The sequence below is a fragment of the Allonocardiopsis opalescens genome (assembly GCF_003002095.1).
GTDB lineage: Bacteria > Actinomycetota > Actinomycetes > Streptosporangiales > Streptosporangiaceae > Allonocardiopsis > Allonocardiopsis opalescens.
In genome coordinates this window covers 262,974-288,155 of record NZ_PVZC01000009.1, presented here as the reverse complement: position 1 = coordinate 288,155, position 25,182 = coordinate 262,974, and the positions used below count along the sequence as shown (strand labels likewise).

General features: G+C 73.9%; 23 protein-coding genes and 2 tRNA genes. 19 read left to right on the top strand and 6 right to left on the bottom strand.

All coding sequences use genetic code 11. The features are described 5' to 3' along the window. The first annotated feature begins 131 nt into the window (after positions 1–131). On the top strand, positions 132–713 hold the full coding sequence (locus tag CLV72_RS27160; RefSeq protein WP_106252010.1) for a DUF1349 domain-containing protein: 582 nt from the start codon (positions 132–134) through the stop codon (positions 711–713). Positions 714–715: 2 nt separating this feature from the next. On the opposite strand, the gene CLV72_RS27155 is transcribed toward CLV72_RS27160, so the two are convergent. Further along, on the bottom strand, positions 716–1,594 hold the full coding sequence (locus CLV72_RS27155; protein WP_106252007.1) for a LysR family transcriptional regulator: 879 nt from the start codon (positions 1,592–1,594) through the stop codon (positions 716–718). A 169-nt stretch (positions 1,595–1,763) separates the two neighbouring features. Between CLV72_RS27155 and CLV72_RS27150 the strand changes: the two genes are divergently transcribed. Both CLV72_RS27150 and CLV72_RS27145 read left to right on the top strand, forming a co-directional pair. Next, positions 1,764–2,618, top strand: coding sequence for an aldo/keto reductase (locus CLV72_RS27150; protein WP_106252005.1), 855 nt, complete (start codon positions 1,764–1,766; stop codon positions 2,616–2,618). A 61-nt stretch (positions 2,619–2,679) separates the two neighbouring features. Beyond that, positions 2,680–3,681, top strand: a complete 1,002-nt coding sequence (locus tag CLV72_RS27145) for an aldo/keto reductase (RefSeq protein ID WP_245930470.1) — start codon at positions 2,680–2,682, stop codon at positions 3,679–3,681. 9 nt (positions 3,682–3,690) lie between these two features. Here CLV72_RS27145 and CLV72_RS27140 read toward each other — a convergent pair whose 3' ends face one another. Continuing rightward, positions 3,691–4,797: an alkene reductase gene (locus CLV72_RS27140; protein WP_106252281.1), complete on the bottom strand. Its 1,107-nt coding sequence runs from the start codon at positions 4,795–4,797 to the stop codon at positions 3,691–3,693. A gap of 58 nt (positions 4,798–4,855) precedes the next feature. Here CLV72_RS27140 and CLV72_RS27135 point away from each other — a divergent pair, with 58 nt between their 5' ends. The 4 genes from CLV72_RS27135 (at position 4,856) to CLV72_RS27120 (ending at position 8,021) form a co-directional block, all read left to right on the top strand. After that, positions 4,856–5,242 carry a MerR family transcriptional regulator gene (locus tag CLV72_RS27135; protein WP_106252003.1) on the top strand — a complete coding sequence of 129 codons (387 nt, stop codon included), beginning with the start codon at positions 4,856–4,858 and terminating at the stop codon, positions 5,240–5,242. Between the two features lie 117 nt (positions 5,243–5,359). Then, entirely contained in the window at positions 5,360–6,217 is an 858-nt protein-coding gene (locus CLV72_RS27130) for a sirohydrochlorin chelatase (protein WP_146159580.1), read from the top strand. A gap of 234 nt (positions 6,218–6,451) precedes the next feature. Continuing rightward, a complete protein-coding gene (locus CLV72_RS27125; protein ID WP_106251997.1) occupies positions 6,452–7,012 on the top strand; it encodes a GTP-binding protein in 561 nt (186 codons plus the stop codon). Between the two features lie 55 nt (positions 7,013–7,067). Continuing rightward, positions 7,068–8,021 (top strand): serine hydrolase, encoded by a 954-nt coding sequence (locus CLV72_RS27120; protein ID WP_106251994.1) that lies wholly within the window; start codon positions 7,068–7,070, stop codon positions 8,019–8,021. 15 nt (positions 8,022–8,036) lie between these two features. Here the strand turns inward: CLV72_RS27120 and CLV72_RS27115 are convergent, their stop codons facing one another. Beyond that, on the bottom strand, positions 8,037–8,576 hold the full coding sequence (locus tag CLV72_RS27115; RefSeq protein WP_106251992.1) for a hypothetical protein: 540 nt from the start codon (positions 8,574–8,576) through the stop codon (positions 8,037–8,039). A 212-nt stretch (positions 8,577–8,788) separates the two neighbouring features. Between CLV72_RS27115 and CLV72_RS27110 the strand changes: the two genes are divergently transcribed. Together CLV72_RS27110 and serA are read left to right on the top strand one after the other, a co-directional pair. Continuing rightward, entirely contained in the window at positions 8,789–9,094 is a 306-nt protein-coding gene (locus CLV72_RS27110) for a Dabb family protein (RefSeq protein ID WP_106251989.1), read from the top strand. 322 nt (positions 9,095–9,416) lie between these two features. Continuing rightward, a complete protein-coding gene (gene serA / locus CLV72_RS27105; protein WP_106251987.1) occupies positions 9,417–11,003 on the top strand; it encodes a phosphoglycerate dehydrogenase in 1,587 nt (528 codons plus the stop codon). A gap of 270 nt (positions 11,004–11,273) precedes the next feature. Here the strand turns inward: serA and CLV72_RS27100 are convergent, their stop codons facing one another. After that, positions 11,274–11,693 carry a MerR family transcriptional regulator gene (locus CLV72_RS27100; RefSeq protein WP_106251984.1) on the bottom strand — a complete coding sequence of 140 codons (420 nt, stop codon included), beginning with the start codon at positions 11,691–11,693 and terminating at the stop codon, positions 11,274–11,276. Between the two features lie 57 nt (positions 11,694–11,750). On the opposite strand from CLV72_RS27100, the gene CLV72_RS27095 reads away from it, so the two are divergent. The 4 genes from CLV72_RS27095 (at position 11,751) to CLV72_RS27085 (ending at position 15,813) form a co-directional block, all read left to right on the top strand. Then, positions 11,751–12,665, top strand: coding sequence for an NAD(P)-dependent oxidoreductase (locus CLV72_RS27095; protein ID WP_106251982.1), 915 nt, complete (start codon positions 11,751–11,753; stop codon positions 12,663–12,665). Positions 12,666–13,095: 430 nt separating this feature from the next. Further along, a complete protein-coding gene (locus tag CLV72_RS33735; protein ID WP_281262443.1) occupies positions 13,096–13,221 on the top strand; it encodes a hypothetical protein in 126 nt (41 codons plus the stop codon). A gap of 152 nt (positions 13,222–13,373) precedes the next feature. After that, the gene (locus CLV72_RS27090; RefSeq protein WP_106251980.1) at positions 13,374–14,429 is read left to right on the top strand and encodes a 3-isopropylmalate dehydrogenase; all 1,056 of its coding nucleotides are present in this window, start codon (positions 13,374–13,376) and stop codon (positions 14,427–14,429) included. Positions 14,430–14,679: 250 nt separating this feature from the next. Beyond that, positions 14,680–15,813 (top strand): branched-chain amino acid aminotransferase, encoded by a 1,134-nt coding sequence (locus CLV72_RS27085; RefSeq protein WP_106251979.1) that lies wholly within the window; start codon positions 14,680–14,682, stop codon positions 15,811–15,813. Positions 15,814–15,828: 15 nt separating this feature from the next. Here the strand turns inward: CLV72_RS27085 and CLV72_RS27080 are convergent, their stop codons facing one another. Beyond that, positions 15,829–16,485 carry a TIGR00645 family protein gene (locus CLV72_RS27080; RefSeq protein ID WP_106251977.1) on the bottom strand — a complete coding sequence of 219 codons (657 nt, stop codon included), beginning with the start codon at positions 16,483–16,485 and terminating at the stop codon, positions 15,829–15,831. A 441-nt stretch (positions 16,486–16,926) separates the two neighbouring features. Between CLV72_RS27080 and cimA the strand changes: the two genes are divergently transcribed. The 5 genes from cimA to CLV72_RS27055 all read left to right on the top strand — a co-directional run bounded on the left by cimA (position 16,927) and on the right by CLV72_RS27055 (position 21,560). Next, the gene (cimA, locus tag CLV72_RS27075) at positions 16,927–18,507 is read left to right on the top strand and encodes a citramalate synthase (protein ID WP_106251974.1); all 1,581 of its coding nucleotides are present in this window, start codon (positions 16,927–16,929) and stop codon (positions 18,505–18,507) included. 479 nt (positions 18,508–18,986) lie between these two features. Beyond that, positions 18,987–19,760, top strand: a complete 774-nt coding sequence (locus CLV72_RS27070) for a fumarylacetoacetate hydrolase family protein (RefSeq protein ID WP_106251971.1) — start codon at positions 18,987–18,989, stop codon at positions 19,758–19,760. After that, positions 19,753–21,192: a glutamate--tRNA ligase gene (gene gltX / locus CLV72_RS27065; protein WP_106251968.1), complete on the top strand. Its 1,440-nt coding sequence runs from the start codon at positions 19,753–19,755 to the stop codon at positions 21,190–21,192. The genes CLV72_RS27070 and gltX overlap by 8 nt, the downstream gene beginning before the upstream one ends. 133 nt (positions 21,193–21,325) lie before the next feature. Continuing rightward, positions 21,326–21,397 (top strand) — tRNA-Gln (locus tag CLV72_RS27060). A 90-nt stretch (positions 21,398–21,487) separates the two neighbouring features. After that, positions 21,488–21,560, top strand: a tRNA-Glu gene (locus CLV72_RS27055). Between the two features lie 433 nt (positions 21,561–21,993). Here CLV72_RS27055 and CLV72_RS27050 read toward each other — a convergent pair. Then, complete coding sequence (locus CLV72_RS27050) at positions 21,994–22,476, bottom strand: DUF7144 family membrane protein (RefSeq protein WP_146159579.1); 483 nt, start codon at positions 22,474–22,476, stop codon at positions 21,994–21,996. A gap of 203 nt (positions 22,477–22,679) precedes the next feature. Between CLV72_RS27050 and CLV72_RS27045 the strand changes: the two genes are divergently transcribed. After that, positions 22,680–25,178, top strand: a complete 2,499-nt coding sequence (locus tag CLV72_RS27045; RefSeq protein ID WP_106251963.1) for a winged helix-turn-helix domain-containing protein — start codon at positions 22,680–22,682, stop codon at positions 25,176–25,178. The last annotated feature ends 4 nt before the right edge of the window (positions 25,179–25,182 follow it).

The following is a 25,182-nucleotide window of genomic DNA, read 5'->3' as shown; positions in this document are numbered from 1 at the left end:
GATACAGGCGCGCTGAAAAGCGCTACAAATGCCTAGAGCCGGCGCGGCACGGCGCGGTCCCGCCGTCCGGGCGGCGTCCGCCGCGGCCGGAGCCGCGGGGTCCGCCGGACCCCCACGATCCGAGGAGGGGCATGGCCGCGTCCACGACGGTGCAGGCGTTCGGAGCCGACGGCTGGGAGTGGTTCAATCCGCCCGCGCGCTGGGAGGCGACCGGGGAGGGCCTGGCCGTCACCCCCGACCCGCGCACCGACTTCTGGCAGATCACCGAGCACGGCTACGCCCGCGACGACGGCCATGTCCTCGGCCGCTGGACGCGCGGGCCGCTGCGGCTGGCCACCACCTTCAGCGCCGACTACGCCGAGCAGTACGACCAGGCCGGCCCGGCCCTGCGCATCGACGCCGCGAACTGGGTCAAGGCCGGCATCGAGTACGTCGACGGCCGGCACTACATCAGCGCCGTCGTCACCCGGGGCTACTCCGACTGGTCGGTCGTGCCGCTGGCCGAGGCGCCCGAGCGCGTCACGGTCGAGCTGCGCCGCTCCGGCGACGCGGTCGAGGTCCGCTACGGCGTCGACGGCGCGGAGCCGGCCACCATGCTGCGCCAGGCGTACTTCCCGCCCGAGCCAGCCGCGCTCAGCGGCGTGATGTGCTGCGCGCCCACCGGGCAGGGCTTCCCGGTGCGCTTCCACAGCCTGGAGCTGCACGAGGGCTGAGCTCAGCCGGCCGCCTGCTTGGTGGCCATCTCCAGCAGGGTGCGGGCGGCGGCGCCGCCCGCGCCCCCGGCCGCCGTGACGGCGACCGTCTCCCACGACGGCGCGTCGCGCAGCGGTACGAAGCGCGCCCGGGTCGTCTTGGCCGAGAAGTGCCGGGGCACGATCGCGATGCCCAGGCCGTGGGCGACCAGGTCGAGCAGGGAGTGCACGTCGTTGACGGCGAGGGTCACCCTGCGCGGCACGCCCGCCTCGGCCAGCGCCCGGTCCACGGTCTCGCGGGTGCCCCAGGTGGCGTTGAAGTCCACGAAGGACTCGCCGCGCAGCTCGGCCAGGCCCACCGCCGCGCGGCCGGCCAGCGGGTGGGAGGGAGCGCACGCCAGCACCAGCGGCTCGACCGCCAGCGGCGCCGCGTCCAGGTCGGGCGGCAGGTCGGGGCGGGCGCAGACGAAGGCGACGTCGAGCGCGCCCGTGCGCACCGCCTCGGCCAGTTCGGCCGATCCGTCCTGCCACAGCCGCAGTTCGACCTGCGGGTGCCGGCCGTGGAACTCCGCCAGCAGGCCCGGCACGTCGATCGCGCCCAGGCACTGGAGGCTGCCGACGGCCAGGCTGCCGCGCAGCAGCCCCTGCACCGCGGCGACGGCGTCGCGCGCCGCGGCCACCTTGGCCAGGGCGTGGCGGGCCTCGGTCAGCAGCGCCCGCCCGGCGTCGGTCAGCTCCACCCGGCGGGTGCTGCGGATGAACAGCGCCGCGCCGAGTTCGCGCTCCAGCGAGCGGATCGAGGCCGACAGCCCCGACTGGGCGACCAGCATCCGCTGGGCGGCGCGGGTGAAGTGGCGCTCCTCGGCGACGGCGACGAAGTACTCCAGCTGGCGGATCTCCACGAATCATCACCCTGGCCGATGAATGGGATCGGTTTCTGCTGTTGGACAGCTTAGCCGGGCGGGGACCAAGCTGGACTCCGTGCGTCGGAGGCGGCCGCCCGGGAAATGGGTCCGGTGGCGGAGCCTCCGCCCGAACACATCACCACCGACGATTCCGGGGGAATCCCGCATGCAGACGCGTCACATCGGCGAGCGCAAGGTCGGCGCGATCGGACTGGGCGGCATGCCCATGTCGATCGAGGGGCGGCCGGACCGCGCCCGCAGCGTGGCGGCCATCCACGCCGCCCTGGACGAGGGCGTCACCCTGATCGACACCGCCGACGCCTACCACCTCGAAGCCAACGAGGTCGGCCACAACGAGAGCCTGATCGCGGAGGCGCTGCGCGGCCACTCCGGCGGCACCTCCGACGTGCTGGTCGCCACCAAGGGCGGCCACCTGCGCCCCGGCGACGGCTCCTGGACCCTCAACGGCGACCCCGCTTACCTCAAGAGGGCGTGCGAGGCGTCGCTGCGCCGGCTCGGCGTGGAGGCGATCGGCCTCTACCAGTTCCACCGCCCCGACCCCGGCGTGCCCTACGCCGACTCCGTCGGCGCGCTGCGCGAGCTGCTGGACGAGGGCAAGATCCTGATGGCCGGCATCTCCAACGCCGACCCGGAGCAGATCCGCACCGCCAACGAGGTGCTGGGCGGGCGGCTGGCCTCGGTGCAGAACCAGTACTCGCCGCGCTTCCGCTCCAGCGAGCCCGAACTCGAACTCTGCGACCAGCTGGGCATCGCCTTCCTGCCGTGGAGCCCGCTCGGCGGCATCACCCGGGCCGGCGGCCTCGGCGACCAGCACGCCGAGTTCGCCGCGATCGCCCGCGAGCGCGGCGTCAGCCCGCAGCAGGTCTGCCTCGCCTGGATGCTGGCCAAGTCGCCGGTCGTCATCCCGATTCCCGGCTCCTCGCGCCCCGAGACGGCGCGCGACAGCGCCAGGGCCGCCGACCTGAGCCTGCCCGAGGAGGAACTGGCCCGGCTCGGCTGAGCGGGCGTCGCGTCCGCGCACCGTACGGCTGTCACCGAACCCGACCAGAAGGAAATCGCTCATGCTGCCCACACGTACGCTCGGCGCGACCGGTATGGACATCACCCGCGTCGGACTCGGCGCCTGGGCCATCGGCGGCGGCGACGCCGCCTTCGGCTGGGGCGACCAGGACGACCGCGACTCCGTCGCCACCATCCGCTACGCCGTCGACCAGGGCGTGAACTGGGTCGACACCGCCGCCGTCTACGGGCGGGGCCACTCTGAGGAGGTGGTCGGCGCGGCCCTGCGGGACATCCCCGACGCCGACCGGCCCTACGTGTTCACCAAGGGCGGCGTGCTCTACACCGGCGGCCCCGGCAGCACCGCCACCGCGCAGGTGTCCAACCCGGGCAGCCTGCGCCGGGAGGTGGAGGACTCGCTGCGGCGGCTCGGCGTGGAGCGCATCGACCTCTACCAGGTGCACTGGCCGACCACCGACGGCACGCCCTTCGAAGAGACCTGGGCGGCCATGCTCGACCTGGTCGCCGAGGGCAAGATCCGCGCCGCCGGCGTCTCCAACTACGGTGTCGCGCAGTTGGAGGCCAGCGAGAAGGCCGGACCCGTCGGCAGCCTCCAGCCGCCGCTGTCGGCGATCAGGCGGGACGCGGCGGCCGACGTGATCCCGTGGTGCGCCGAGCACGGCACCGGGGTCATCGTCTACAGCCCGATGGCCAACGGCCTGCTCAGCGGCGGCTTCACCGCCGAGCGGGCCGCGGCGCTGCCCGCCAACGACTGGCGCTCGGGCGACCCGGACTTCCACGGCGAGGGCCTGGCCGCCAACCTCGGTTTGGCCGACGCGCTGCGCCCGGTCGCCGAGCGCCACGCCGTCCCGGTGGCGTCCGTCGCCGTGGCGTGGACGCTGTGCTGGCCGGGGGTGACCGGCGCGATCGTCGGCGCCCGCCGCCCCGAGCAGGTCGACGGCTGGCTCCCGGCCGCGTCGCTGGACCTCACCGGCGCCGACCTGGACGAGATCGCCGCCGCCATCGACCGCCTCGGGGTCGGCGGTGGCCCGGCCCGCCCCTGACGCCCCGGGTCAGGCGCTCACGGACGCCGGACCGCGCGCCGGTTCCAGCGCCGGATAGTCGGTGTACCCGCGAGCGCCCGGCGTGTACAGGTGGGCCTGGTCCACGGGCGCGAGCGGCGCGCGGCGGGCGAAGCGCTCGGGCAGGTCGGGGTTGGAGATGAAGGCCCGCCCGTAGGACACCAGGTCGGCGAGGCCGTCCGCGAGCACGGCCTCGCCGGCCTCCCGCGTCGTCGGGGCGCGGTTCTCGCCGACATTGGCGATCAGCGGCCCGCTCCAGCGCGGCCGCAGGTCCGCGAGGGCCGGGTAGCGGTCGTCGTCGGTCAGGTGCAGGTAGGCCAGGCCCAGGCCTTCCAGCTCGGCCAGCAGCGCCCGGTACACCGGGGCGGGGTCGGCCTCCACCATGCCGAACTGCGGATTGCCGGGGGACAGCCGCAGCGCGGTCCGCTCGGGACCGATCGCCTCGGCCACCGCCGCCACCGTCTCCACGGCGAAGCGCAGCCGCCCGCCGAGGGTGGCCGGCCCGTACTCGTCGGTGCGCAGGTTGGTGTTGTCGGCGAGGAACTGGTGGATCAGGTAGCTGTTGGCGCCGTGCAGCTCCACGCCGTCGAAGCCCGCCGCGACCGCCCTGCGGGCCGCGGCCGCGTGGTCGCGCACCGCGGCGCGCACCTCCGCCCGGCTCATCGCTCGCGGCAGCGGCGGCGGCACCTTGCCGCCCGGCACGTGCACCGGCTCGACGCCGGGCACGGCGGAGGGGCCCGCGGGGAGGTCGCCCGCCAGCCGCGCCAGCGGGTGCCCGTTGCGCCCGCCGTGCATCAGCTGGGCGAAGACGCGGCCGCCCGACGCGTGCACGGCCGCCGTCACCGCCCGCCAGCCGCGGACGTGGCCGTCGGTCTCCAGGCCGGGGATCCTCCAGCCGGACTGCCCGGCCCGGCTCGGCCAGATCCCCTCGGTGACGATCAGCCCCGCGCCCGCGCGCTGGGCGTAGTACTCGGCCACGAGCGGTCCCGGGGTACCGTCCTCCTCGGCGCGGTACCTGGTCATCGGTGCCATCACCATCCGGTTCCGCAGTGCGAGCGGCCCCAGGCGGTACGGTTCGAGCAGCGGTGTCGCGTTCATGCCGGTACGGTAGAACCTGACACCCATGTCAGATTCAAGTCACTGTGCGGAGGCGGCCATGCGCATCGGTGAACTGGCACGGCGCACGGCGGTGAGCGAGCGCTCGCTGCGCTACTACGAGCAGCGCGGCCTGCTGGCCGCCGAGCGCACCCCCGGCGGCCACCGCGACTACCCCGAGACCGCCGTCGACCGCGTCATCCGCATCCAGGAGCTGTTCGCGGCCGGCCTGTGCAGCGAGAAGATCGCCGAACTGCTCCCGTGCATGCGCGACGCCGACGGCGGACCCTCCGAGAGCGCCACCCCGCTGCTGGTCGCCGAGCTGACTGCCCAGCGCGACCGCCTCGACCGCATGGTCGCCGAACTGGTGCGCTCCCGCGAGGTCCTGGACGGCGTCATCGAGGCGGCCTCGGGCGCGGAGGTCCCCGCGCCGCGGGCACGGGGCTGAGCGGGGCGCGGCCGCCCGCACACGTTCCGGCGCGCCGCCCCTTCCGACAGGTCCGGCCCGTAACAACTCAGCGTTACCGGACTTCGCCGATGCCCCGAAGGTTTACCATTTGTGCGCGTGAGCTCCCAAGGCAACGTCCCTCATCCCCTGCCGATGCGCAACCGCCCGCTGCTGCCGGGCGGCAGGCACCGCAACCCGCTGTCCACCGAGCGATCCTCCGACGCCCCCGTGCTGGTGCTGGCCGGGCCCGGGCCCGCCGCCGAGGGCCACCCCGCCGACGCCATCGCCCACCTCGTCCGGGCCGACAACCCCGACATCTCCGTCGACCTCGGCTACTCCGCCGGCGCCGCCACCGCCCTGGCCGATGCGCTCGCCCGCGTCGCCTCGGCCGACGCCGGCCCGCGGCGCGGCGCCGTGGTCGTCCCGCTCACCCTCGCGCCCGTCCCCGCCGTCGAGCGCGACATCCGCGCCGCGCTGGAGCGGTCCGGCCTGCCCGGCACCGTCACCGCCCCGCTCGGCCCGCACCCCTCCCTGGCCGAGGCGCTGCACCAGCGGCTCGCCGAGGCGGGCCAGGCCCGCCCGGACCGGATGCGGATGCTCAGCGTCATCACCGCCGCCGACGGCGTCGTGCTCGCGGTGCCCGGCGGCGCGGAGGCGGTGCCGCCGGCCGGCGTGGTCGCGGTGCTGCTCGCCGCCCGCCTCGGCGTGCACGTCGTCCCGGCCGCCATGGACGACCCCGGCGCGGTGCGGTCCGCCGCCGAGCAACTGCGCGGCTCCGGCGCCACCCGGCTCGCGCTCGCCCCCTACGCCGTCGGCCCCGAGACCCACCTCGCCGGGCTGCCCGAGCTGGCCCGCGGCATCGGCGCCACCGCGGCCGAGCCGCTGGGCGGCCACCCCACCCTGGCCAGGATCGCCACCATGAGGTACGTGGAGGCCGTCAACGCGATGGAGGCGCCGCCCGCTCCCGGGTCCTGAACCGGCACCGCACCCAGCCGCACTCCGGACGCGCGACTATTCCGGTTCCGTCTCGTGCGGGCCGCTATGGGGGCGATTCGGCTAGCATTTCGGCAGAATAGGGTGACCGGCGGTTACGGTGTGCGATGCTGGCCTGGCGCCGGCCCGACCGCGCGCCCGTGACCGCCCCTGCCCTGTCCACCCTTCGGTGCCCTGCCCGCCGGCCGGAGTCCCCCACCTGCTGGAAAGCCCGCAATGATTTCTACGAAGATCGTCATCGCCGGTGGATTCGGCGTCGGCAAGACCACCCTCGTCGGGGCCGTCTCCGAGATCCCGCCGGTCACCACCGAGGCGGCCATGACCCCCCTGGCGCTCGGCGGTGACGACGTCTCGCAGATCCCCGACAAGGCGTCGACCACCGTGGCCATGGACTTCGGCCGCATCACCCTCGACGACAACCTGGTGCTGTACCTGTTCGGCACCCCGGGGCAGTCCCGCTTCTGGTTCATGTGGGACGACCTCGTCAAGGGCGCCCTGGGCGCGATCGTGCTGGCCGACATCCGCCGGCTCGACGACTGCTTCCCGGCCATCGACTACTTCGAGAAGTACCACACGGTCCCCTACATCATCGCCTTCAACACCTTCGACGGCCACCTGGAGCACTCCGTCGACGACATCCGCACCGCGCTCGCCATCGGCGCCGACATCCCGATCGTCACCTGCGACGCACGCGACCGTAAGTCCGTGGCCGGGGTGCTGATGGAGCTGGTCCAGCACGCCATGCTGAACGCCACCGGCGCCTCGCACGGCCGCTGAGCCGCGTTCCGGGGTAGTGGCCCGGGCATCGGTACGCCGCTCGGAGGGGGACGACATGCCGATGTCCGAAGACCACCGGCCCTGTGCGCCGGACACCGCACGCGCCGTGCCGCCGCTGCGCGCGGCCGCGCTGGGCACCGGCGTCGCGGTCGTGCTCGCGCTGACCGGGGCCGCGCACGCCGCCGACCCCGCGCGGCCGGTGCCGGAGTGCGCCTCCGCCCGGCATCCCGTCGCCGCCGCCGGCGTCTGGGCCGGCATCCAGGAGGTCGTCACGGAGCGCTCCGGCGACATCGCCGTGGGCGTGTCCGCCTTCGGCGGCGAGCTGACCTGCGGCTACCAGGCCGAACGCGGCTACGACGCGGCCAGCGTCGGCAAGGTGCTGGTGCTCACCACCCTGCTGCGCACCGCGCAGCTCGCCGGGCGGGGGCTGACCGCCGAGGAGCAGACGCTCGCCACCGAGATGATCACCGTCTCCGACAACGAGGCCACGCGGCGGCTGCGCGACCTGCTCGGCCCGGCCCGGCTCCAGGAGTTCCTGGACGCCGCCGGCATGACCCGCACCCGCCTCAACGAGGACCGCCACATCGGCCTCACCAAGATCAACGCCCGCGACGAACTGCGGCTGCTCGACCTCCTCGTCAGCCCGAACGCCGTCCTCGGCGACGCCCAGCGCGGCTACGCCCTCGACCTGATGGGCTCCGTCGTACCCGACCAGCGCTGGGGCGTCACCGCCGGCGCCCCCGAGGGCGCCGCCGCCCACCTGAAGAACGGCTGGCTGCCCTACCCGGACACCCAGATCTGGCGCGTCAACAGCATCGCCACCTTCACCGGCACCCCGGTCGGCACCTACCACATCGTCGTCCTCACCGACGGCAACGACGGCATGGCCCACGGCGTCGAGACCATCGAGCGCATCGCCACCCGCGTCCACGCCGCCCTCAACACCCCCGAGCCCGGCGCGCCCGACCCCACCGGCCCGCCGCGGCCGGACGGGTCCGAGCGGCCCTGAGGGGGCGGGCCCCGGTCAGGCCGGCCGCGCTTCGCGGTACGTGCGGGCGGCGCAGGCGGCCAACGTCAGCAGCTGCTTGCGCATCATCAGCAGATCGCCGCAGGCCAGCAGGTAGGTGCGCGGGCCGGGCGGAAGGCAGAGCCGCCCGATCAGCCGGCTGCCTCCCTCGCCCGCCGGCACGGCCCGGTAGCCGACGGCCATCGGCCCGAACAGCCGCTCGCCGGTCGGCAGCGGTACCAAGGCCAGCTCGCGGTCCGGCTCGAACTCGGCCAGCCGGAAGATCGTCATCACCGTGTCGCCGGCGGCGAGCCGCTCCGCGCCGGGGGTGAGCGTCCGAGGGCTGCGCCGCCCCCAGTTGTCGAGCAGGTCGTAGGAGTAGGGCGCCACCTTGAGCTGGCACAGCCACCGGAAGGCGATGTCCGCCGGAGCGTCGACATCGACCGCCCGCATCGCCGCCGTACCGCCGCCCGGCAGGTAGCGGTCGCAGGCGTACTCCGCGGCCAGTTCGGACGCGGTCGCTCCCCAGTTCCACGGGAACCGCTCCGAGGTGCGCATGCGCGTCCGCCCTTCCGAGGCCCGCGGCCGCCGCGCGGACGCCTCCCACGCTAGCGGGCCGCGCTCACGGGCGCCGTCCCGGCCGCGCCGTTCGGCGGATCGGCGGGCCCGGCGCGCAGTTCCGGGGGGTGCGGACCGCCGGACCGCGGGTGCGCCACAATGGTTCGGCTGCCGAACGATGGTTCGGCTACCGAGCGAAGAGGGGATTTTCGATGGCTGGCGTGCGGCACGTGGTGGTCTTCAACTGGACCGCGGAGGCGACGGAGGAGCAGCGGGCGCGGGTGGTCGAGGCGCTGTCCACGCTGCCCGCGGCGGTGCCCGAGATCCGGGCCTACGCCTTCGGCCCCGATCTCGGGATCAACGCGGGCGGCGGCGACTTCGCGGTGGTGGCGGACTTCGCCGACGAATCCGACTACCTGGCCTACCGCGACAACGCCGAGCACCGGCGGATCATCGACGAGGTGATCCACCCGATCATGGCGAGCCGGTCGGCGGTGCAGTACCGGCTGGCGGACTGAGGCGGGGCAGCGGGGCGAAGCCCGCGCCCGCGGGTCAGGCCGCGCGGCGCGGGCCGCACCCGGCGCGGGGCCGGGCGCCCGCGGCGCCACCCGCGCCGCGGGTCACCGTCCGGTAACCGGAGGGTGACGGGACGCAGGTCACGTGCGCCGGTTACCGGCCTCTTCATAACGGTCAGGACCCCAGCGGCTAGAATTCCAGGCGTCCCGGACCGCCCTGAGCCCGGTGGAGCGCGGTCCCCACCGGCACCGGGCGCAGCGCGCGGCGCGGGCGGTCAGCAGCCGCCGCCGCGGCGGCGGTGCCGCATCCACATAAGGAACACCTGTGAGCAAGCCCGTCGTACTTGTCGCCGAAGAGCTGTCGCCAGCCGGTATCGCGTTGCTGGAGGAGGACTTCGAGGTCCGCTCCACCGACGGGTCCGACCGCTCGCAGCTCCTGCCCGCGCTGGCCGAGGCGGACGCCCTGATCGTCCGCAGCGCGACCAAGGTCGACGCCGAGGCCATCGCGTCCGCTCCCCGCCTGCAGGTGGTGGCGCGCGCCGGCGTGGGCCTCGACAACGTCGACGTGCCGGCCGCCACGAAGGCGGGCGTGCTGGTGGTGAACGCGCCGACCTCCAACATCGTCAGCGCCGCCGAGCAGGCCATCACCCTGCTGCTGGCCAATGCGCGCAACACCGCCCCGGCGCACAACGCGCTGGTGAACGGCGAGTGGAAGCGCTCCAAGTACACCGGTGTGGAGCTGTACGACAAGACCGTCGGCGTGCTGGGCCTCGGCCGGATCGGCGTCCTGGTGGCGCAGCGGCTGTCGGCCTTCGGCGTGCGGCTGCTGGCCTACGACCCCTACGTGCAGGCCGCCCGCGCCGCGCAGATCGGCGTGCAGCTGGTCACTCTGGACGAACTGCTGGAGCGCAGCGACTTCATCACCGTCCACCTGCCCAAGACCAAGGACACCCTCGGGCTGATCGGCGAGGCCGAGCTGCGCAAGGTCAAGCCGAACGTGCGCATCGTCAACGCCGCCCGCGGCGGCATCGTGGACGAGGAGGCGCTGGCCGCGGCGATCCGCGAGGGCCGGGTGGCCGGCGCGGGCATCGACGTGTTCGCCACCGAGCCCACCACCTCAAGCCCGCTGTTCGGCCTGGACAACGTGCTGGTCACCCCGCACCTGGGCGCCAGCACCCACGAGGCGCAGGAGAAGGCCGGCACCCAGGTGGCGCGCTCGGTCAAGTTGGCCCTGTCGGGCGAGTTCGTGCCGGACGCGGTGAACATCGAGGGCGGCGCGCTCGACCAGGACGTCAAGCCCGGGCTGCCGCTGGCCGAGAAGCTGGGCCGGGTCTTCACCGCCGTCGCCGGCGGCGTCGCGGTGCGGCTCGACGTCGAGGTGCGCGGCGAGATCACCAAGCACGACGTCAAGATCATCGAGCTGGCCGCGCTCAAGGGCGTGTTCAGCTCGGTGGTGGAGGAGGCCGTCACCTACGTCAACGCCCCGCTGATCGCCAAGGAGCGCGGCGTCGAGGTGAACCTGGTGACCAGCGACGAGAGCCTGGACTGGCGGAACCTCATCACGGTCCGCGGCACCCTCGCCGACGGCCGCACCGTCTCCGTCTCGGGCACCCTCACCGGCCCGCGCCAGATCGAGAAGATCGTCGAGCTCAACGGCTACCGCATGGAGATCCTCCCCGACGAGCACCTCGCCTTCCTGCTCTACGACGACCGCCCCGGCATCGTCGGCATCGTCGGCCGCCTGCTGGGCGAGGCCGAGGTGAACATCGCCGGCATGCAGGTCTCCCGCGACACCGAGGGCGGCCGCGCCCTGATCGCCCTCACCGTCGACTCCCGCATCCCCGCCGAGGTCCTCGACCGCATCTCCACCGAGATCGGCGCCGAGTCGACCCACGCGGTGGACCTGGACTGAGCCGAAGGGCCGACGGGCACGGCACCACCGCCGCGCCCGTCGGCCCTTTCACCTGTCCGGAACCGCCGCATCACACCGCCGCGCACTGTCAAGAGCCACACGGGGGTTGGGGACGGGCCGGCGGCCATCCCCAACCTGGACCCGTCCGGCCTCGCCACCCCCCTTGACAACCTGGATGCTGGACCCGCGCGGTTGAGGTGTGGGGGTGGTCTGCCCCCGGACGGGGCGGGGCGTGGGTGGGGTGCCGTGGAGCGGGGCGGGTGCGCGCCCTTAGCCCGCCACCGCCTCGGCCTCTGCGTAGCCCAGTGGGCAGGCGTCCGCGAGGTCGGGGAGGTCGACGGCCTGGCCGGCGGCGATGATGGCGTCGAGGGCGGCCTGGGTGGCCTGGAGGTCGGCGATGGCGCCGCTGATGCGGTCGCGTTCGGCGACCAGGTCGGCGAGCTGCTCGGCGTAGGTGGGGATCAGGACCTCGCCGTCCTCGTCCATGCAGGGCAGGACCCGGGCGATCACCGAGGTGCTGAGGCCGGCGGCCAGCAGGCTCCTGATGCGGCGGACCGTCACCACGTCGGCCTCGGCGAACTCGCGGTAGCCGCTGGGGAGTCGGCGCGGGCTGAGCAGGCCCTGCTCCTCGTAGTAGCGCAGGCCCCGTTCGCTGACGCCGGTCCGGCGGGACAGCTCCCCGATGCGCATGTTTCCTCCACGGTCGACTTGACTCTCACGTCAACGTGAAGGTTTAGCTTAACGGGCATGTCAGCGAAGCGATCCACCGACACCGGCCGCGACTCCGTCGCGGTCCTCGGCCTGGGCCCGATGGGCCGGGCCCTCGCCGGCGCCTTCGTGGCGGCCGGCCACCCCACCACCGTCTGGAACCGCTCGGCCGGCAAGGCCGACGAACTCGTCGCGCGAGGCGCGACACTCGCCGCCGATCCTGCCGAGGCGGCGGAGGCCGCCGACCTCATCGTCGTGTGCGTGCTCGACTACGACGCCGTCCAGGACATCCTGGACGGCGCCGCCGACCGGCTCGCGGGCCGCACGGTGGTCAACCTGACGGCCGACACCCCGGCCCGCGCCCGGTCCATGGCCGAATGGGCGGCCAAGCGCGACGCCGCCTACCTCGACGGCGCCATCATGACGCCCACCATCACGATCGGCGGCGACGACGCGGTCGTTCTCTACAGCGGGCCGCAGGACGTCTACGATGCGGCCCGCCCGGCGCTGGCGGCGCTGGGCGGCACCGCGACCTTCCTCGGCGAGGACCCCGGGCGGGCCGCCGCCTACGACGTCGCCCTGCTCGACCTGTTCTGGACCACCGTGTACGGCTACATGCACGCCATCGCACTGGCCCGCACGGAGGGGGTGACGGCCGAGGACCTGCTGCCGTACTCCGCCGGCATCGTCGCGCTGGTCAACTCGGTCATGACCCCCGAGTACGTGCGGCAGATCGACGAGCGCCGGTTCGACCCGGACACCGACTCCGCGATCCGGTCCCAGGCCGCGACCCTGCGCCACATCGTCCAGGCCGGGCGGGACCGCGGCCTGGACGTCGGGATGCAGGAGGCGGCGCTCCGCCTCGTCGCCCAGGTGATCGCCGAGGGCCACGGAGACTCCGGCTTCGAGCGGGTGATCGAGGCGATCGAGCGGCCCGCGCCGGCCGCCGGCTGAGCCGCCGCGCCGCCGGCGACACGCCGGGGCGGGGACGCGGGGAGCGCGCAAGCGCGAGAACTCCGCCGTCCCCGCCCCGGCATCTCATTATCTGAGAAAGTCGGACTTCCAACTAGCCTGATCGCTGAACGGCGAATTAGTATGACGTCCAATCATGTGGCGCGACGTACTCCTTGTTCGCCGCAGCGGGATCTGAACCCCCGGACGAGCGAGCCGGCCCCGCTGCGGAGTCCGGTGCCGGCCGTGCCGAGTGCGTGAACCGCCGACCCGTCCGCCCGACCACGCCCACCCGCGTGCCCGGGCGGCGCCCCGCCACCCCGCCCGACCGGCGGGACCACCGGGGCGGATCCGTCGCCGCCCATCCGTGCCGCGCATCGTTTTCGCACGTCAACCGGCCTTTCGCCTGACGACCTAGGAGCAATGAGGACCAATGGGGAGCACTGTCATGTACGAGGGCACCGACACCGAGCCCGACGTCGACCCGGCCGAGGAGGCCGCCCGCGCGCTGCAGGCCGCACTGGACCGCCGCGACAACGGCGGAGACCCGCGCCGCTGAGCGGCACTCCGCATCCCGGCCGCCGCCGGGTCGCCGACACCACGGGAAGCCCGTATTCTGGACACGACTTCCCACCGAATGAGAGCAGCCGCACGGAGCAGCGCAGAGCAGCAGAGCGCGGCGTCTCACTCAATGAGACGAGGTTCGACCGCATGGGTGCGCAGACGATTCGGCTCGCCGTGGTTCCCGGCGATGGCATCGGCGGCGAGGTGGTCGCCGAAGGGCTCAAGGTGCTGTCCGCCGTGAGCGGGCCGCACGGCCTCGCGGTCGAGACCACCGAGTACGACCTCGGCGCCAAACGCTGGCACGCCACCGGCGAGACCCTGCCCGACTCCGCGCTCGAAGAGCTGGCCGGCCACGACGCCATTCTGCTGGGCGCCATCGGCGACCCGTCGGTCCCCAGCGGGGTGCTGGAGCGCGGTCTGCTGCTGCGGCTGCGGTTCAGCTTCGAGCACTACGTCAACCTGCGCCCGGTCCGCCTCTACCCGGGGGTCTCCACCCCGCTGGCCGGAGTCGGCACCGACGACGTCGACATCCTGGTCGTCCGCGAGGGCACCGAGGGCCCCTACGCCGGCGCCGGCGGCGTGATGCGCAAGGGCACCCCGAACGAGATCGCCACCCAGGACAGCGTGAACACCGCCATGGGCGTCGAGCGCGTGGTCCGCTACGCCTTCGCCCGCGCCGCCAACCGGCCGCGCCGCAAGCTCACCCTGGTGCACAAGGACAACGTCCTCGTCTACGCCGGCGACCTCTGGCAGCGCACCGTGCGCCGCGTCGCCGAGGAGTACCCGCAGGTCACCGTCGACTACTGCCATGTCGACGCCGCCGCGATGTTCTTCGTCACCCAGCCGCAGCGCTTCGACGTGATCGTCACCGACAACCTCTTCGGCGACATCATCACCGACCTCGGCGCCGCGATCGCCGGCGGCATCGGCCTGGCCGCCAGCGGCAACCTCAACCCCTCCGGCCGCTTCCCGAGCATGTTCGAGCCGGTGCACGGCTCGGCCCCCGACATCGCCGGGCAGGGCAAGGCCGACCCCACCGCCACCATCCTGTCGGTGGCGCTGCTGCTGGACCACCTCGGCCACGACAAGGCGGCGGCCCAGGTCGAGCGCGCCGTCGCCGCCGACCTCGCCGAGCGCTCCGCGCCGCGCACCACCGCGCAGACCGGCGAGGCCATCGCCGAGCGAGTAGCCGAGCGGGCCTAGGCGACCTCGCACGCCGGGCCCGCGCAGCGGCGCACCCGGCGGACAACCGCATCCTCCACGACCGGGCGCGCCTGCGGCGCGCCCGGTCGTCGGCTTGTGCCGCCTTGCGGTCCGCCGCCTCCGACATGCTCGTCACCGAGCGTTGTGACCTGGGCGAACGGCCTGCCCGCTATGCCGGTCGTCCACCTTTCTGATACGAAGAGGACTAGTGTGCGCGGCAGCGCCGCCCGCACCGTTGAGAGGAACCCTCATGGCTACCACCGGTCCCACCGCCAGCGGCTCTGTCGGCGGACTCGACTTCGACGTGCGGCCGTCCGACCGGCCCCGCAGCCCGGACGAGCGGGCCGCCCTGCTGGAGAGCCCCGGCTTCGGGCAGATCTTCACCGACCACATGGTCACCATCCGCTACGAGAGCGGCAAGGGGTGGTACGACGCGCGCCTGGAGCCCTACGGCCCGCTCAGCCTCGACCCTGCGACGGCGGCGCTGCACTACGGCCAGGAGATCTTCGAGGGGCTGAAGGCGTACCGGCGGGAGGACGGCACCATCGCGCTGTTCCGGCCCGAGGCCAACGCCGCCCGCCTGAACCGCAGCGCCCGCCGGATGGCCATGCCGGAGCTGCCCGAGGACGTCTTCGTGCGCGCCATCGAGCTGCTGCTCGAACACGACTCCGCTTGGGTGCCCTCCCGCGAGGGCCACAGCCTCTACCTGCGGCCCTTCATGTTCGCCACCCAGGTCGGCATGGGCGTCAACAGCCCGTCCGCCAGCTACCTGTTCGCCGTCATCGCCTCGCCCTCGGCGGCCTACTTCTCCGGCGCGGTCAAGCCGGTGCGGGTTTGGCTCAGCGAGGACTACACCCGCGCCGCCCCCGGCGGCACCGGCGAGGCCAAGTGCGCGGGCAACTACGCCGCCAGCTTCCTGGCCCAGGCCGAGGCGGTGCAGCGCGGCTGCGACCAGGTCGTCTGGCTGGACGCCGCCGAGCACCGCTGGGTGGAGGAGATGGGCGGCATGAACCTCTTCTTCGTCTTCGGGTCGGGGGCGGACGCGAGGCTGGTCACTCCCGAGCTCAACGGCGCGCTGCTGCCCGGCATCACCCGCGACTCCCTGCTGCGGCTCGCCCCCGAGCTGGGCTGGAGCGTGGAAGAGGGGCGCATCTCCACCGAGCAGTGGCGGGCCGCCGCCGAGTCCGGCGAGCTGACCGAGGTCTTCGCCTGCGGCACCGCCGCGGTCATCACCCCGGTGGGCTCGGTGCGCAGCGCGAGCGGCGACTGGCAGCACGGCGACGGCACCCCGGGCCCGGTCACCCTGCGGCTGCGCGAGGAACTGGTCGGCATCCAGTACGGCCTGCGCCCCGACCCCTACGGCTGGGTGCGCGCCCTGGGCTGAGCGGATCGCGGCCCGCTAGGCCGGCAGCGACCGGGCGTCGGCGGCCTCGCCGTTCTCGGCCCGGTCGGCGCCGGCCGGCGCCCGCACCGCGTCGGGCTGCTCCTCGGCACCCGTGCGCGGCCGCCGCCGCTTGCTGACGCTGTGCATCGAGGGCTGGAGGATGCGGTCGATCAGCGCCAGCGCCACCGCCGAGACCACGAAGGCCAGGTGGATGACGGTCTGCCAGAGCATGACCTCGACCGTCATCCGGTCGGCGTCGATGAAGGTCTTCAGCAGGTGGATCGAGGAGATCCCGATGATCGCGGTGGCCAGCTTGACCTTGAGGATGTTGGCGTTCACATGGTCCAGCCACTCGGGCTGGTCGGGGTGGCCGGAGAGGTTGATCCGCGAGACGAAGGTCTCGTAGCCGCCCACGATCACCATGATCAGCAGGTTGGCGATCATCACCACGTCGACCAGCCCGAGGATCAGCAGCATGATGTCGGTGGCGTCCAGCACCGAGAAGTCCTCGATCAGGTGCCACAGCTCCACCATGAAATGGACGACGTACACGGCCTGGGCGACGATCAGGCCCAGGTACAGCGGCACCTGCAACCAGCGGCTCAGGAACATCAGGTAGCCGAGGTTGCGGCGGCTGTGCCAGTAGGTCTCCGGATCGGGGAACTGGGTCATCGCTGTGGAGGGCCTTCGGTGGGTGAGGGCGGACGGGGACGCGGCCGGGCATCCGTCGGGGAGTCGGCCGATCATGCGGACGAAATGGTATGTCTCCGCTGCGACGGAGCCGAATCGGACCGCTGGGCGGCCCGGCGCCCGGCGGGCCCCAAGGCCCGCGCGAAGGCGACAATGCGTCAGGAAAGCAGGGAAAGGCGTGCGAATCCGCACGTCTCCGGCCTGCCATCTCACATCGCGGGACCCGCCTGCGTGGATCGTGGACTTGTGGCAGACTCGATTCCGTGCCGCTCCAGGTGATCATTATTCACCGGCGCGCCGGCTGACCCGTTTCCCCGCCGGCGCGCAGACCTCTCGTGTCCACGAGGGGTCTTTTTGTTGGCCGGCACCCGCTCGGCCGCCCGCGCCGGAAGCCACCGACTACTCCGCAGGAGGGCCCGGCCCATGACCGACGACAGCTTCCACCTCTTCGACACCACGCTGCGCGACGGCGCCCAGCGCGAGGGCGTCAACCTCACCGTGGCCGACAAGCTCGCCATCGCCAAGCTGCTGGACGGCTTCGGCGTCGGCTTCATCGAAGGCGGCTGGCCGGGCTCCAACCCCAAGGACACCGAGTTCTTCGCCCGCGCGCGCGACGAACTCCGGCTCGAACACGCCCTGCTGACCGCCTTCGGCTCCACCCGCAGGGCCGGCGGCCGCGCCGCCGACGACCCCATGGTGGCCGCGCTGCTGGACTCGGGCGCGCCCGTGGTCACCCTCGTCGCCAAGAGCGACGTCCGCCACGTCGAGCTGGCGCTGCGCACCACCCGCGAGGAGAACCTGGAGATGGTGCGCGACACCGTGGCGCACCTGCGCGCGGCCGGCCGGCGCGTCTTCGTGGACTGCGAGCACTTCTTCGACGGCTACCGGCACGACCCCGGCTACGCCGCCGAGGTGGTGCGCGCCGCCGCCGAGGCGGGCGCCGACGTGGTGGTGCTGTGCGACACCAACGGCGGCATGCTGCCCGCCGACGTGAGCGCGATCGTGGGCGAGGTGCGCGCGGCGACCGGGGCGCGGCTGGGCATGCACGCCCAGGACGACAGCGGCTGCGCCGTGGCCAACACGCTCGCCGCCGTCGACGCCGGGGCCACCCACGTGCAGTGCACCGCCAACGGCTACGGCGAGCGCGTCGGCAATGCCAACCTGTTCGCGGTGGCGGCGGCGCTGGAGCTCAAGCACGGGCGCCGGGTGCTGCCCGAGGGCCTGCTGCGCGAGGCGACCCGGGTGTCGCACGCCATCGCCGAGGTCGTCAACATCGCACCCGCCACCCACCAGCCCTACGTGGGCGTCTCGGCCTTCGCGCACAAGGCGGGCCTGCACGCCTCCGCGATCAAGGTGGACCCCGACCTCTACCAGCACATCGACCCCGCGGCGGTCGGCAACGACATGCGCATGCTGGTGTCGGACATGGCCGGGCGCGCCTCGGTGGAGCTGAAGGCGCGCGAGCTGGGCTTCGACCTGTCGGCCGACCGGGCGCTGCTCGGCCGCATCGTGGACCGCGTCAAGGAGCTGGAGGCGCGCGGCCACAGCTTCGAGGCGGCCGACGCCTCGCTGGAGCTGCTGATCCGCGCGGAGCTGGACGGCTCGGCCGAGCGCCCCTTCGAGGTGGAGTCCTGGCGGGTCATCGCCGAGAGCCGCCAGGGCACCGCCCAGGTAGCCGAGGCGACGGTCAAGCTGTACGTCAAGGACGAGCGGATCGTGGCCACCGGCGAGGGCAACGGCCCGGTGCACGCGCTGGACAAGGCGCTGCGGCTCGCGCTCGGCTCCTTCTTCCCCGAACTCGGCCGCGTCGAGCTGATCGACTACAAGGTACGCCTGCTGGAGGGCACCTCCGGCACCGGCGCCGTCACCCGCGTGCTGCTGACCTCCAGCGACAGCCAGGGGGAGTGGACCACCGTCGGCGTCGACGAGAACGTCATCGAAGCCTCCTGGCAGGCCCTGGAGCAGTCCGTCGCCTACGGCCTCCTCCGCACCGGCCGGGGCTGAGCCGTCGGGTCCGTCGCTCAGTTTCCTCACGCAGGCCCCTCACCCAGGCCCCGCCCGACCAGGGGGCTGACCACCCCAAAGGAACCCGCCGCCCCAGAGCCTGCCCGCTGTCAAGGGCGGAGACCAGCTGATGGCGGCCGGGCCTGTGGACGACGCCGCCGTCGTCCACAGGCCCGACCAGGGCCTTGACGGGTGGGGCGCTGACAGGTGGGGCCGCGACGGTCGGCTCCCCAACAGTCGGCCTTCAGCCGGCCTCTGACGGTCCACTCTCCAACGGTCGGCTCTCAACGGCCCGCTCTCCGACGGGTCGACTCTCCAACAGCCGACCCCCGGTCCGCCGTCCCCACACTCCGCCCTTCAGCGGCGACCGAACCCCCGCCGGCACCCCGACACGCCGCCCGGCGCGCCGGTTCCGGTTCGGAGCGGGGGCGCCGGGTGGCTACGCTCGGGGTAGTCCACCCAGATCAATGAGGCTTCCAGTGCGCATCGCGAGATACTCCATCGCCGACGAGGTCGCCTTCGGCGTCGTCGAGAACGACGGCCAGGACGACTACGTCTCCCGCATCGCCGGGCACCCCTTCACCGGGATCCAGTTCACCGGCGAGCGCCACCCCCTGGTCGACGTCCGGCTGCTCGCCCCGATCCTGCCCAGCAAGGTCGTGTGCGTCGGCAGGAACTACGCCGAGCACGCCAAGGAGTTCGGCAACGAGGTACCCGAGGAGCCGGTGCTCTTCCTCAAGCCGTCCACCTCCGTCGTCGGCCACAACGACCCGGTCATCTACCCGCCGCTGTCCGAGCGGGTCGACTTCGAGGGCGAGCTGGCCGTCGTCATCGGACGGCTCTGCCGCGAGGTCCCGGCCGAGAAGGCCGGCGACGTGATCTTCGGCTACACCATCGGCAACGACGTCACCGCGCGCGACCTCCAGCGCAAGGACGGCCAGTGGACGCGCGGCAAGGGCTTCGACACCTTCTGCCCGCTCGGCCCCTGGATCACCACTGGCGCCGACCCCGCCGACCTCGCCCTGACCACCAGCGTCGACGGCGAGCTGCGGCAGTCCGGGCGCACCTCCCAGCTCATCCACGACGTCCCCGCGCTGGTCGCCTACATCAGCCAGGTGATGACCCTCCTGCCCGGCGACGTCATCCTGACCGGCACCCCCGCCGGCGTCGGCCCGCTCGAGGTCGGCCAGCAGGTCTCGGTCTCCATCGAATCCCTCGGCACCCTCACGAACCGGGTGGTCACCCGTGACTGATCCAAGCGCCGTGCGCGTCCGCTTCGCGCCCTCGCCCACCGGCATGTTCCACGTCGGCGGCGCCCGCTCCGCCCTGTTCAACTGGGCCGTCGCCCGCCGGTCCGGCGGCGCCTTCGTCCTGCGCATCGAGGACACCGACGCCGCCCGCAACCGCCCCGAATGGACCGAGGGCATCATCCGCGCCCTCGCCTGGATCGGCATCGGCGCCGACGACCCCCACTTCGAAGGGCCCTACTTCCAGTCCGCCTACCTGGAGGCGCACCGCAAGGCCGCCGAACGGCTCCGCGCCGACGGCCTCGCCTACTACTGCGACTGCACCCGCGAGCAGGTCAAGGAGCGCACCGGCTCCGAGCACAAGGGCTACGACGGCCACTGCCGCGACCGCGGCCTGGAGCCCGGCCCCGGCCGCGCGCTGCGCTTCCGCACCCCCGACGATGGCACCACCGTCGTGGACGACCGCGTCCGCGGCCGGGTGGAGTTCGCCAACGCCGCCATCGAGGACTTCGTCATCGCCCGCGCCGACGGCTCGCCGCTGTTCATCCTCGCCAATGTCGTGGACGACGTGGAGATGCGCGTCAACCAGGTCATCCGCGGCGAAGAGCACCTCTCCAACACCCCCAAGCAGCAGCTGCTGTGGGAGGCCCTGGGCGAGCGGCCGCCGGTCTGGGCGCACCTGCCCGTCATCGTCAACGAGAAGCGGCAGAAGCTCTCCAAGCGCAGGGACAAGGTCGCGCTGGAGTCCTACCAGGCCGAGGGCTACCTCGCCGAGGCGATGGTGAACTACCTCATGCTGCTGGGCTGGGGCCCCGCCGACGGCGAGGAGATCCTGCCCTGGGCCGAGATGGAGCGCCAGTTCAGCGTCGACGACGTGAACAGCGCCTCCGCCTTCTTCGACGAGAAGAAGCTGCGCGCCTTCAACGGCGAGTACATCCGCGCCCTGCCCCTGGACGCCTTCATCGAGCGCTGCCGCCCCTGGCTGACCGGCCCCGATACCCCCTGGCCGGCCGACGCCTACGACCCCGGCGTCTTCGCCGCCGTCGCGCCCCTCGCCCAGACCCGCATCAGCGTGCTGTCCGAGATCGTGCCCAACGTCGACTTCCTCTTCCTCGACGCACCCGTCGACGACCCCGCCAGCTGGGACAAGGCGATGAAGCCCGGCATCGGCCGCGAGATGCTGACCGGAGCCCTCGAACGCTTCGCCGACGCCGACTGGACCACCGAGAGCCTCAAAGCCGCTACCGAGGAGACCGGCGCCGCCCACGGCCTCAAACTCGGCAAGGCCCAGGCCCCCGTCCGCGTCGCCGTCACCGGCCGCACCGTCGGCCTGCCGCTGTTCGAATCCCTCGAACTCCTCGGCCGCGAACGCACCCTTGCCCGGCTCAGGGCCGCGCTCGCCCGGCTCGACGCCCGCCCCGGACCCGACCGGGACTAGCCCGCGCACCGGCGCGCGGCCCTCGCCCGGACCACCCGGCGAGGGCCGCGCCGCCCAAACGATTCGCGACCACTGCCGTGGGTCGGTTACAGTAGTCAAGCGCCGATCGGGGGCACGAAACCCCCGGTAGCACTGGGGTATGGTGTAATTGGCAGCACGACTGATTCTGGTTCAGTTAGTCTAGGTTCGAGTCCTGGTACCCCAGCTGAACGGTCCGAGCAGTCCGAAAACTCCGGTACGCTGACGGAGTCGGAAACGACAGACCGGTCAACCGAGAACACAACAGAAAATGCACGGCCCCGTCGTCTAGTGGCCTAGGACGCCGCCCTCTCAAGGCGGTAGCGCCGGTTCGAATCCGGTCGGGGCTACGGGCTCTGGGCTCCCCTGTTCGCAAGCTGTGCTTGCTTCCATGGGGAGCCCTTCGCGTTTCTTCCGGGGGGCGACCCCCGGACCCCCGATGTGGGGGCTGCGCCCCCACACCCCCGAACCCCCACCTCCATTTGGTGGGGGTTTCTTCTGTTGGGGGGCTGGTGTTGGGGTCGTTGTTTTTTTGTGTCCCCGGCTTGGTGCGTTGAGGTTCGGCCTCTCGTGTTGGTGTGTCCCCGGCCTGGTGCGTTGGGGTTCGGTGTCCCGTGTTGGTGTGTCCCGGGCTTGGGAGTGTTGGGGTTCGGCGTCTCGTGTTGGCGCGTCCTGGGCCTGGGTGCGTTGGGGTTCGGCGTCTCGTGTTGGTGTGTCCCGGGCTTGGGTGCGTTGGGGTTCGGTGTCCCGTGTTGGTGTGTCGTGGGCTTGGGTGGGTTGGGCTTAGGGGTGGGGGGACTCTTCTTGGCGTTTGGCGTGGGCGCCTTGGGGGCGGGGGGTGGTGGCGTCGGTGCGGCCGCCTTGGTAGGCGGTGGTGGCTTCGCGGTCGATGCGGCCGCGGGACCAGCCGGCGGTCAGGCCGTAGACGACGACGATGTCCACGGCGATCACGGCCACCGTCCACAGCGGGTAGGCCGAGGAGAAGACGAGTTGGGCCACCGCGTTGAGGCAGGCCAGCAGGATGGCGAAGACGCGGGCCCACATGCGGCCCGACAGCAGGGCCAGGCCGGCCAGGACCATGACGACGCCCCAGCCGCCGAGCAGCAGGCCCCACCGGTAGAAGTCCAGGAAGAGCAGGGCGTTCTCCGCCACCAGGAAATAGGAGGGCGCGAACAGGGCGACGGCACCGTGGATGATGTTGAAGGCGCCGCCGACCAGCATCATCGTCGCGGCGAACACGGCCCAGCCGTTCGGTGTCTCTCGCATACCGGCAGCCTTCCCCGGCACACCCCCGCACACCTCACCCGTGGCGGGTGATGCGGCGCGGGCGGCCGAACCCGCGCCCGCACCGTCAAGGCGGCGCCAAGAACGGGTGCCGACTGCGTGAAGGCGCCGGTGTCCCGCCGCCGCGGCGCCCGGCCGCCCGGTCCACTGGGGGGACGACGGCGCCGAGGCGGTCCGGAGGACGAATGACGATCGTGCCGCCGCAGCGGACGCGGCCCGCCGCCGGCCCGGCGGCCCGGCCGGCCCCGCTCGCCCGCGGCACCGTGCCCCGGCCGCGGCTGTGGCGGGCACTGGACGACGCCGTGCGCCGCCCCGTCACCCTGGTGCGCGCGCCCGGCGGCTACGGCAAGACGGTGCTGTGCGCCTCCTGGGCGGCGCGCGCCCCGCTGCCCGTCGCCTGGCTCACCGTCGACGCGCTCGACCGCGAGCCCGAGCGGTTCTGGACCCGCGCCGAGGCGAGCCTCGGCGCGGTAGGCGTCCGGCCCCGGACGCCGACCGGGGCCGGACCGCCGCCGGAGCGGCCGGTCGCCCTGGTGCTGGACGACGTCGCCGAGATCGACGGCTCCGCCGCCCTCGCCGAAATCGTGGCCCTGGCCCTGCGCGGCCCCGGCGCCCCGCGGCTGGTGCTGAGCGGCCGCGCGCTGGAGGCGCTGCCCGCCGCCCGGCTGCGCCTGGGCGGCGAACTGACCGTGCTGGACGCCGCGGACCTGGCCGCCACCGAGGAAGAGGTGCGCCGGCTGCTGGCCGCGGCCGGGCGGCCCGCCGCCGGCGCCGACGCGCGGCGCGTGCTGCGCGACACCGCCGGCTGGATCGCCGGAGTGCGGCTGGCCGGGCTGCCCGCCGCCGTCGTCACCGACTACGTGCGCGAGGAGCTGCTGGCGGCGAGCTCCCCTGCCGACCGGCGCTTCCTGCTGCGCGCCTCGGTGGCCGAGGAACTGACCGGCGAACTGGCCGAGGTGCTGACGGGGGAGCCCGGCGGCGCGGCCGCCCTGGAACGGCTCAGCCGGGGCAACGGGTTCCTGGCCGCGGTCCCCGGCTCATCCGGTGAGCCGGACCGGTACCGGCAGCCGCCGGTCGTCCGCCGGGTGCTCCGCGCCGAACTGGAGCGCCGCGAGCCCGCGTCCGTCCCGGCGCTGCGCGGCGCGCTGTCGGACTGGCACCGGTCCAGGGGGGCGCTCGCGGACGCGCTCGCCTGCGCCGCCGGCTCCGGCGACGGCGCCCGGATCCGCCGGCTGCTCGCCGAGGACGACCTGGCACTCATCCTGGCCGGGGAGCGGGGGACGCGGCTGCTGCGGTCGCTGCCCGCCGGGCTCGTCGGCGACGACGCGGCCCTGCCCACCGCCCTCGCCATCGCTTCGGTGCGGGCCGGGGACACCGCGGCCGCCGCCGCGCACCTGGAGCTGGCCGAGGCCGTCGCCTGCCGGGGCGGGGACGGCGACCGGTGGACGCGTGAAGTCAAGCACCGGGCGCTGCGGCTGCTCACCGCGCCCGGCCACCCCGGACACGCGGAGCTGGACCGTGCCGCCGCCCTCGCCACCGGCGGCGCCGATCCCGGCCGGGCCGGCCGGCGGCGCCGGGCGCCCGGCTGGCTGCTCGCCGTGGTCGGGCTGGCCCGGCTGCGGGAGGGACGGCTGGCGGCGGCGCGGCGCTGCCTGGCACTGGCCGACCGCGAGCTCACCGCCGGAGGACTGCCCGCCCTGGCCCGCCGGGTGCTGGCCTGGCGAGCGGTGGCCGAGGCACTGGACGGGCGCTACACCGCGGCCGAGGCGCTGGCCGAGTCCGTCGGCGAGGGGCGGTCCCCGGTGCGGCTGGCCGAGGTCGCGGTGCTGCTGGGGCGCGGCGACGCGGCCGCGGCGGCGGCCACCGCCGGCGAGCTGGAGGAGTGGGCGGCCGAGCCGCTGCTGGGCGAGCCGCCGCCCGGTCCGGCGGCGCAGCTGGCCCGGCTGGCCGCGGGCTTCGGCGACCGCAGGGCGGAGGCGGTCCGCGAGCTGGCCCGGCTGCGCGAGGCCGAAGGGACCCGGCTCCCGCTGCTGCACCCGCTGGTCCGGCTGCTCGACCCGGACGGTCTCCCGGACAGGGCCGGCGGGCCGTGGCCGCCGGAGTTCGCCGCCGCCCGCGCCGTGGCGCGCGCCCGCGCGGCGCTGCCCGGGGACCCCGGCGCCGCGCTGCGCGCCGTCGCCGGCCTGCTGGACGAGGCCGGCGCGGAGCGGGCCGGCGCGCGGCGCACCGAGTGGATCGCCGCGCTGCTGGCGGCCGCCGCCGCCCGGTGGCGGCAGGGGCGGGACGAGGAGGCGGCGGCGCTGCTGGAGCGGGCGCTGGCGGCGGCCGAAGCCGACGGGGCGGTGCGGGTCTTCCTGGCGGCCGGCGCCCCGGCGCGTGCGCTGCTGACCGCGCTGGTGCCGCCCGGTAACCGGTTCCACGCCTTCCGCCGCACCGTGCTGCGCCGCTTCGCGGGGACGGCGGCGCCGCGCCGGCGGCCGGTCCCGGACGGCGAGCGGCTGACCGGCAGCGAGCGGACCGTGCTGCGCTTCCTGCCCTCCCACCAGACCTACCAGGAGATCGCCGCCGACCTGTACCTGTCGGTGAACACCGTCAAGACGCACCTGCGGTCCGTCTACCGCAAGCTGGGGGTGGACTCGCGGCGGGCCGCGATCGCCGAGGCCGAGCGGCGCGGGCTGCTGTGAGCGG

Bases quoted from the DNA above. Each gene is read 5' to 3' on its own strand.
- CLV72_RS27160 (WP_106252010.1), top strand. From the start codon at position 132: ATGGCCGCGTCCACGACGGTGCAGGCGTTCGGAGCCGACGGCTGGGAG.
- CLV72_RS27150 (WP_106252005.1), top strand. From the start codon at position 1,764: ATGCAGACGCGTCACATCGGCGAGCGCAAGGTCGGCGCGATCGGACTG.
- CLV72_RS27145 (WP_245930470.1), top strand. From the start codon at position 2,680: ATGCTGCCCACACGTACGCTCGGCGCGACCGGTATGGACATCACCCGC.
- CLV72_RS27140 (WP_106252281.1), bottom strand. From the start codon at position 4,797: ATGAACGCGACACCGCTGCTCGAACCGTACCGCCTGGGGCCGCTCGCA.
- CLV72_RS27135 (WP_106252003.1), top strand. From the start codon at position 4,856: ATGCGCATCGGTGAACTGGCACGGCGCACGGCGGTGAGCGAGCGCTCG.
- CLV72_RS27125 (WP_106251997.1), top strand. From the start codon at position 6,452: ATGATTTCTACGAAGATCGTCATCGCCGGTGGATTCGGCGTCGGCAAG.
- CLV72_RS27120 (WP_106251994.1), top strand. From the start codon at position 7,068: ATGCCGATGTCCGAAGACCACCGGCCCTGTGCGCCGGACACCGCACGC.
- CLV72_RS27115 (WP_106251992.1), bottom strand. From the start codon at position 8,576: ATGCGCACCTCGGAGCGGTTCCCGTGGAACTGGGGAGCGACCGCGTCC.
- CLV72_RS27110 (WP_106251989.1), top strand. From the start codon at position 8,789: ATGGCTGGCGTGCGGCACGTGGTGGTCTTCAACTGGACCGCGGAGGCG.
- CLV72_RS27100 (WP_106251984.1), bottom strand. From the start codon at position 11,693: ATGCGCATCGGGGAGCTGTCCCGCCGGACCGGCGTCAGCGAACGGGGC.
- CLV72_RS27095 (WP_106251982.1), top strand. From the start codon at position 11,751: ATGTCAGCGAAGCGATCCACCGACACCGGCCGCGACTCCGTCGCGGTC.
- CLV72_RS33735 (WP_281262443.1), top strand. From the start codon at position 13,096: ATGGGGAGCACTGTCATGTACGAGGGCACCGACACCGAGCCCGACGTC.
- CLV72_RS27090 (WP_106251980.1), top strand. From the start codon at position 13,374: ATGGGTGCGCAGACGATTCGGCTCGCCGTGGTTCCCGGCGATGGCATC.
- CLV72_RS27085 (WP_106251979.1), top strand. From the start codon at position 14,680: ATGGCTACCACCGGTCCCACCGCCAGCGGCTCTGTCGGCGGACTCGAC.
- CLV72_RS27080 (WP_106251977.1), bottom strand. From the start codon at position 16,485: ATGACCCAGTTCCCCGATCCGGAGACCTACTGGCACAGCCGCCGCAAC.
- cimA (WP_106251974.1), top strand. From the start codon at position 16,927: ATGACCGACGACAGCTTCCACCTCTTCGACACCACGCTGCGCGACGGC.
- CLV72_RS27050 (WP_146159579.1), bottom strand. From the start codon at position 22,476: ATGCGAGAGACACCGAACGGCTGGGCCGTGTTCGCCGCGACGATGATG.
- CLV72_RS27045 (WP_106251963.1), top strand. From the start codon at position 22,680: ATGACGATCGTGCCGCCGCAGCGGACGCGGCCCGCCGCCGGCCCGGCG.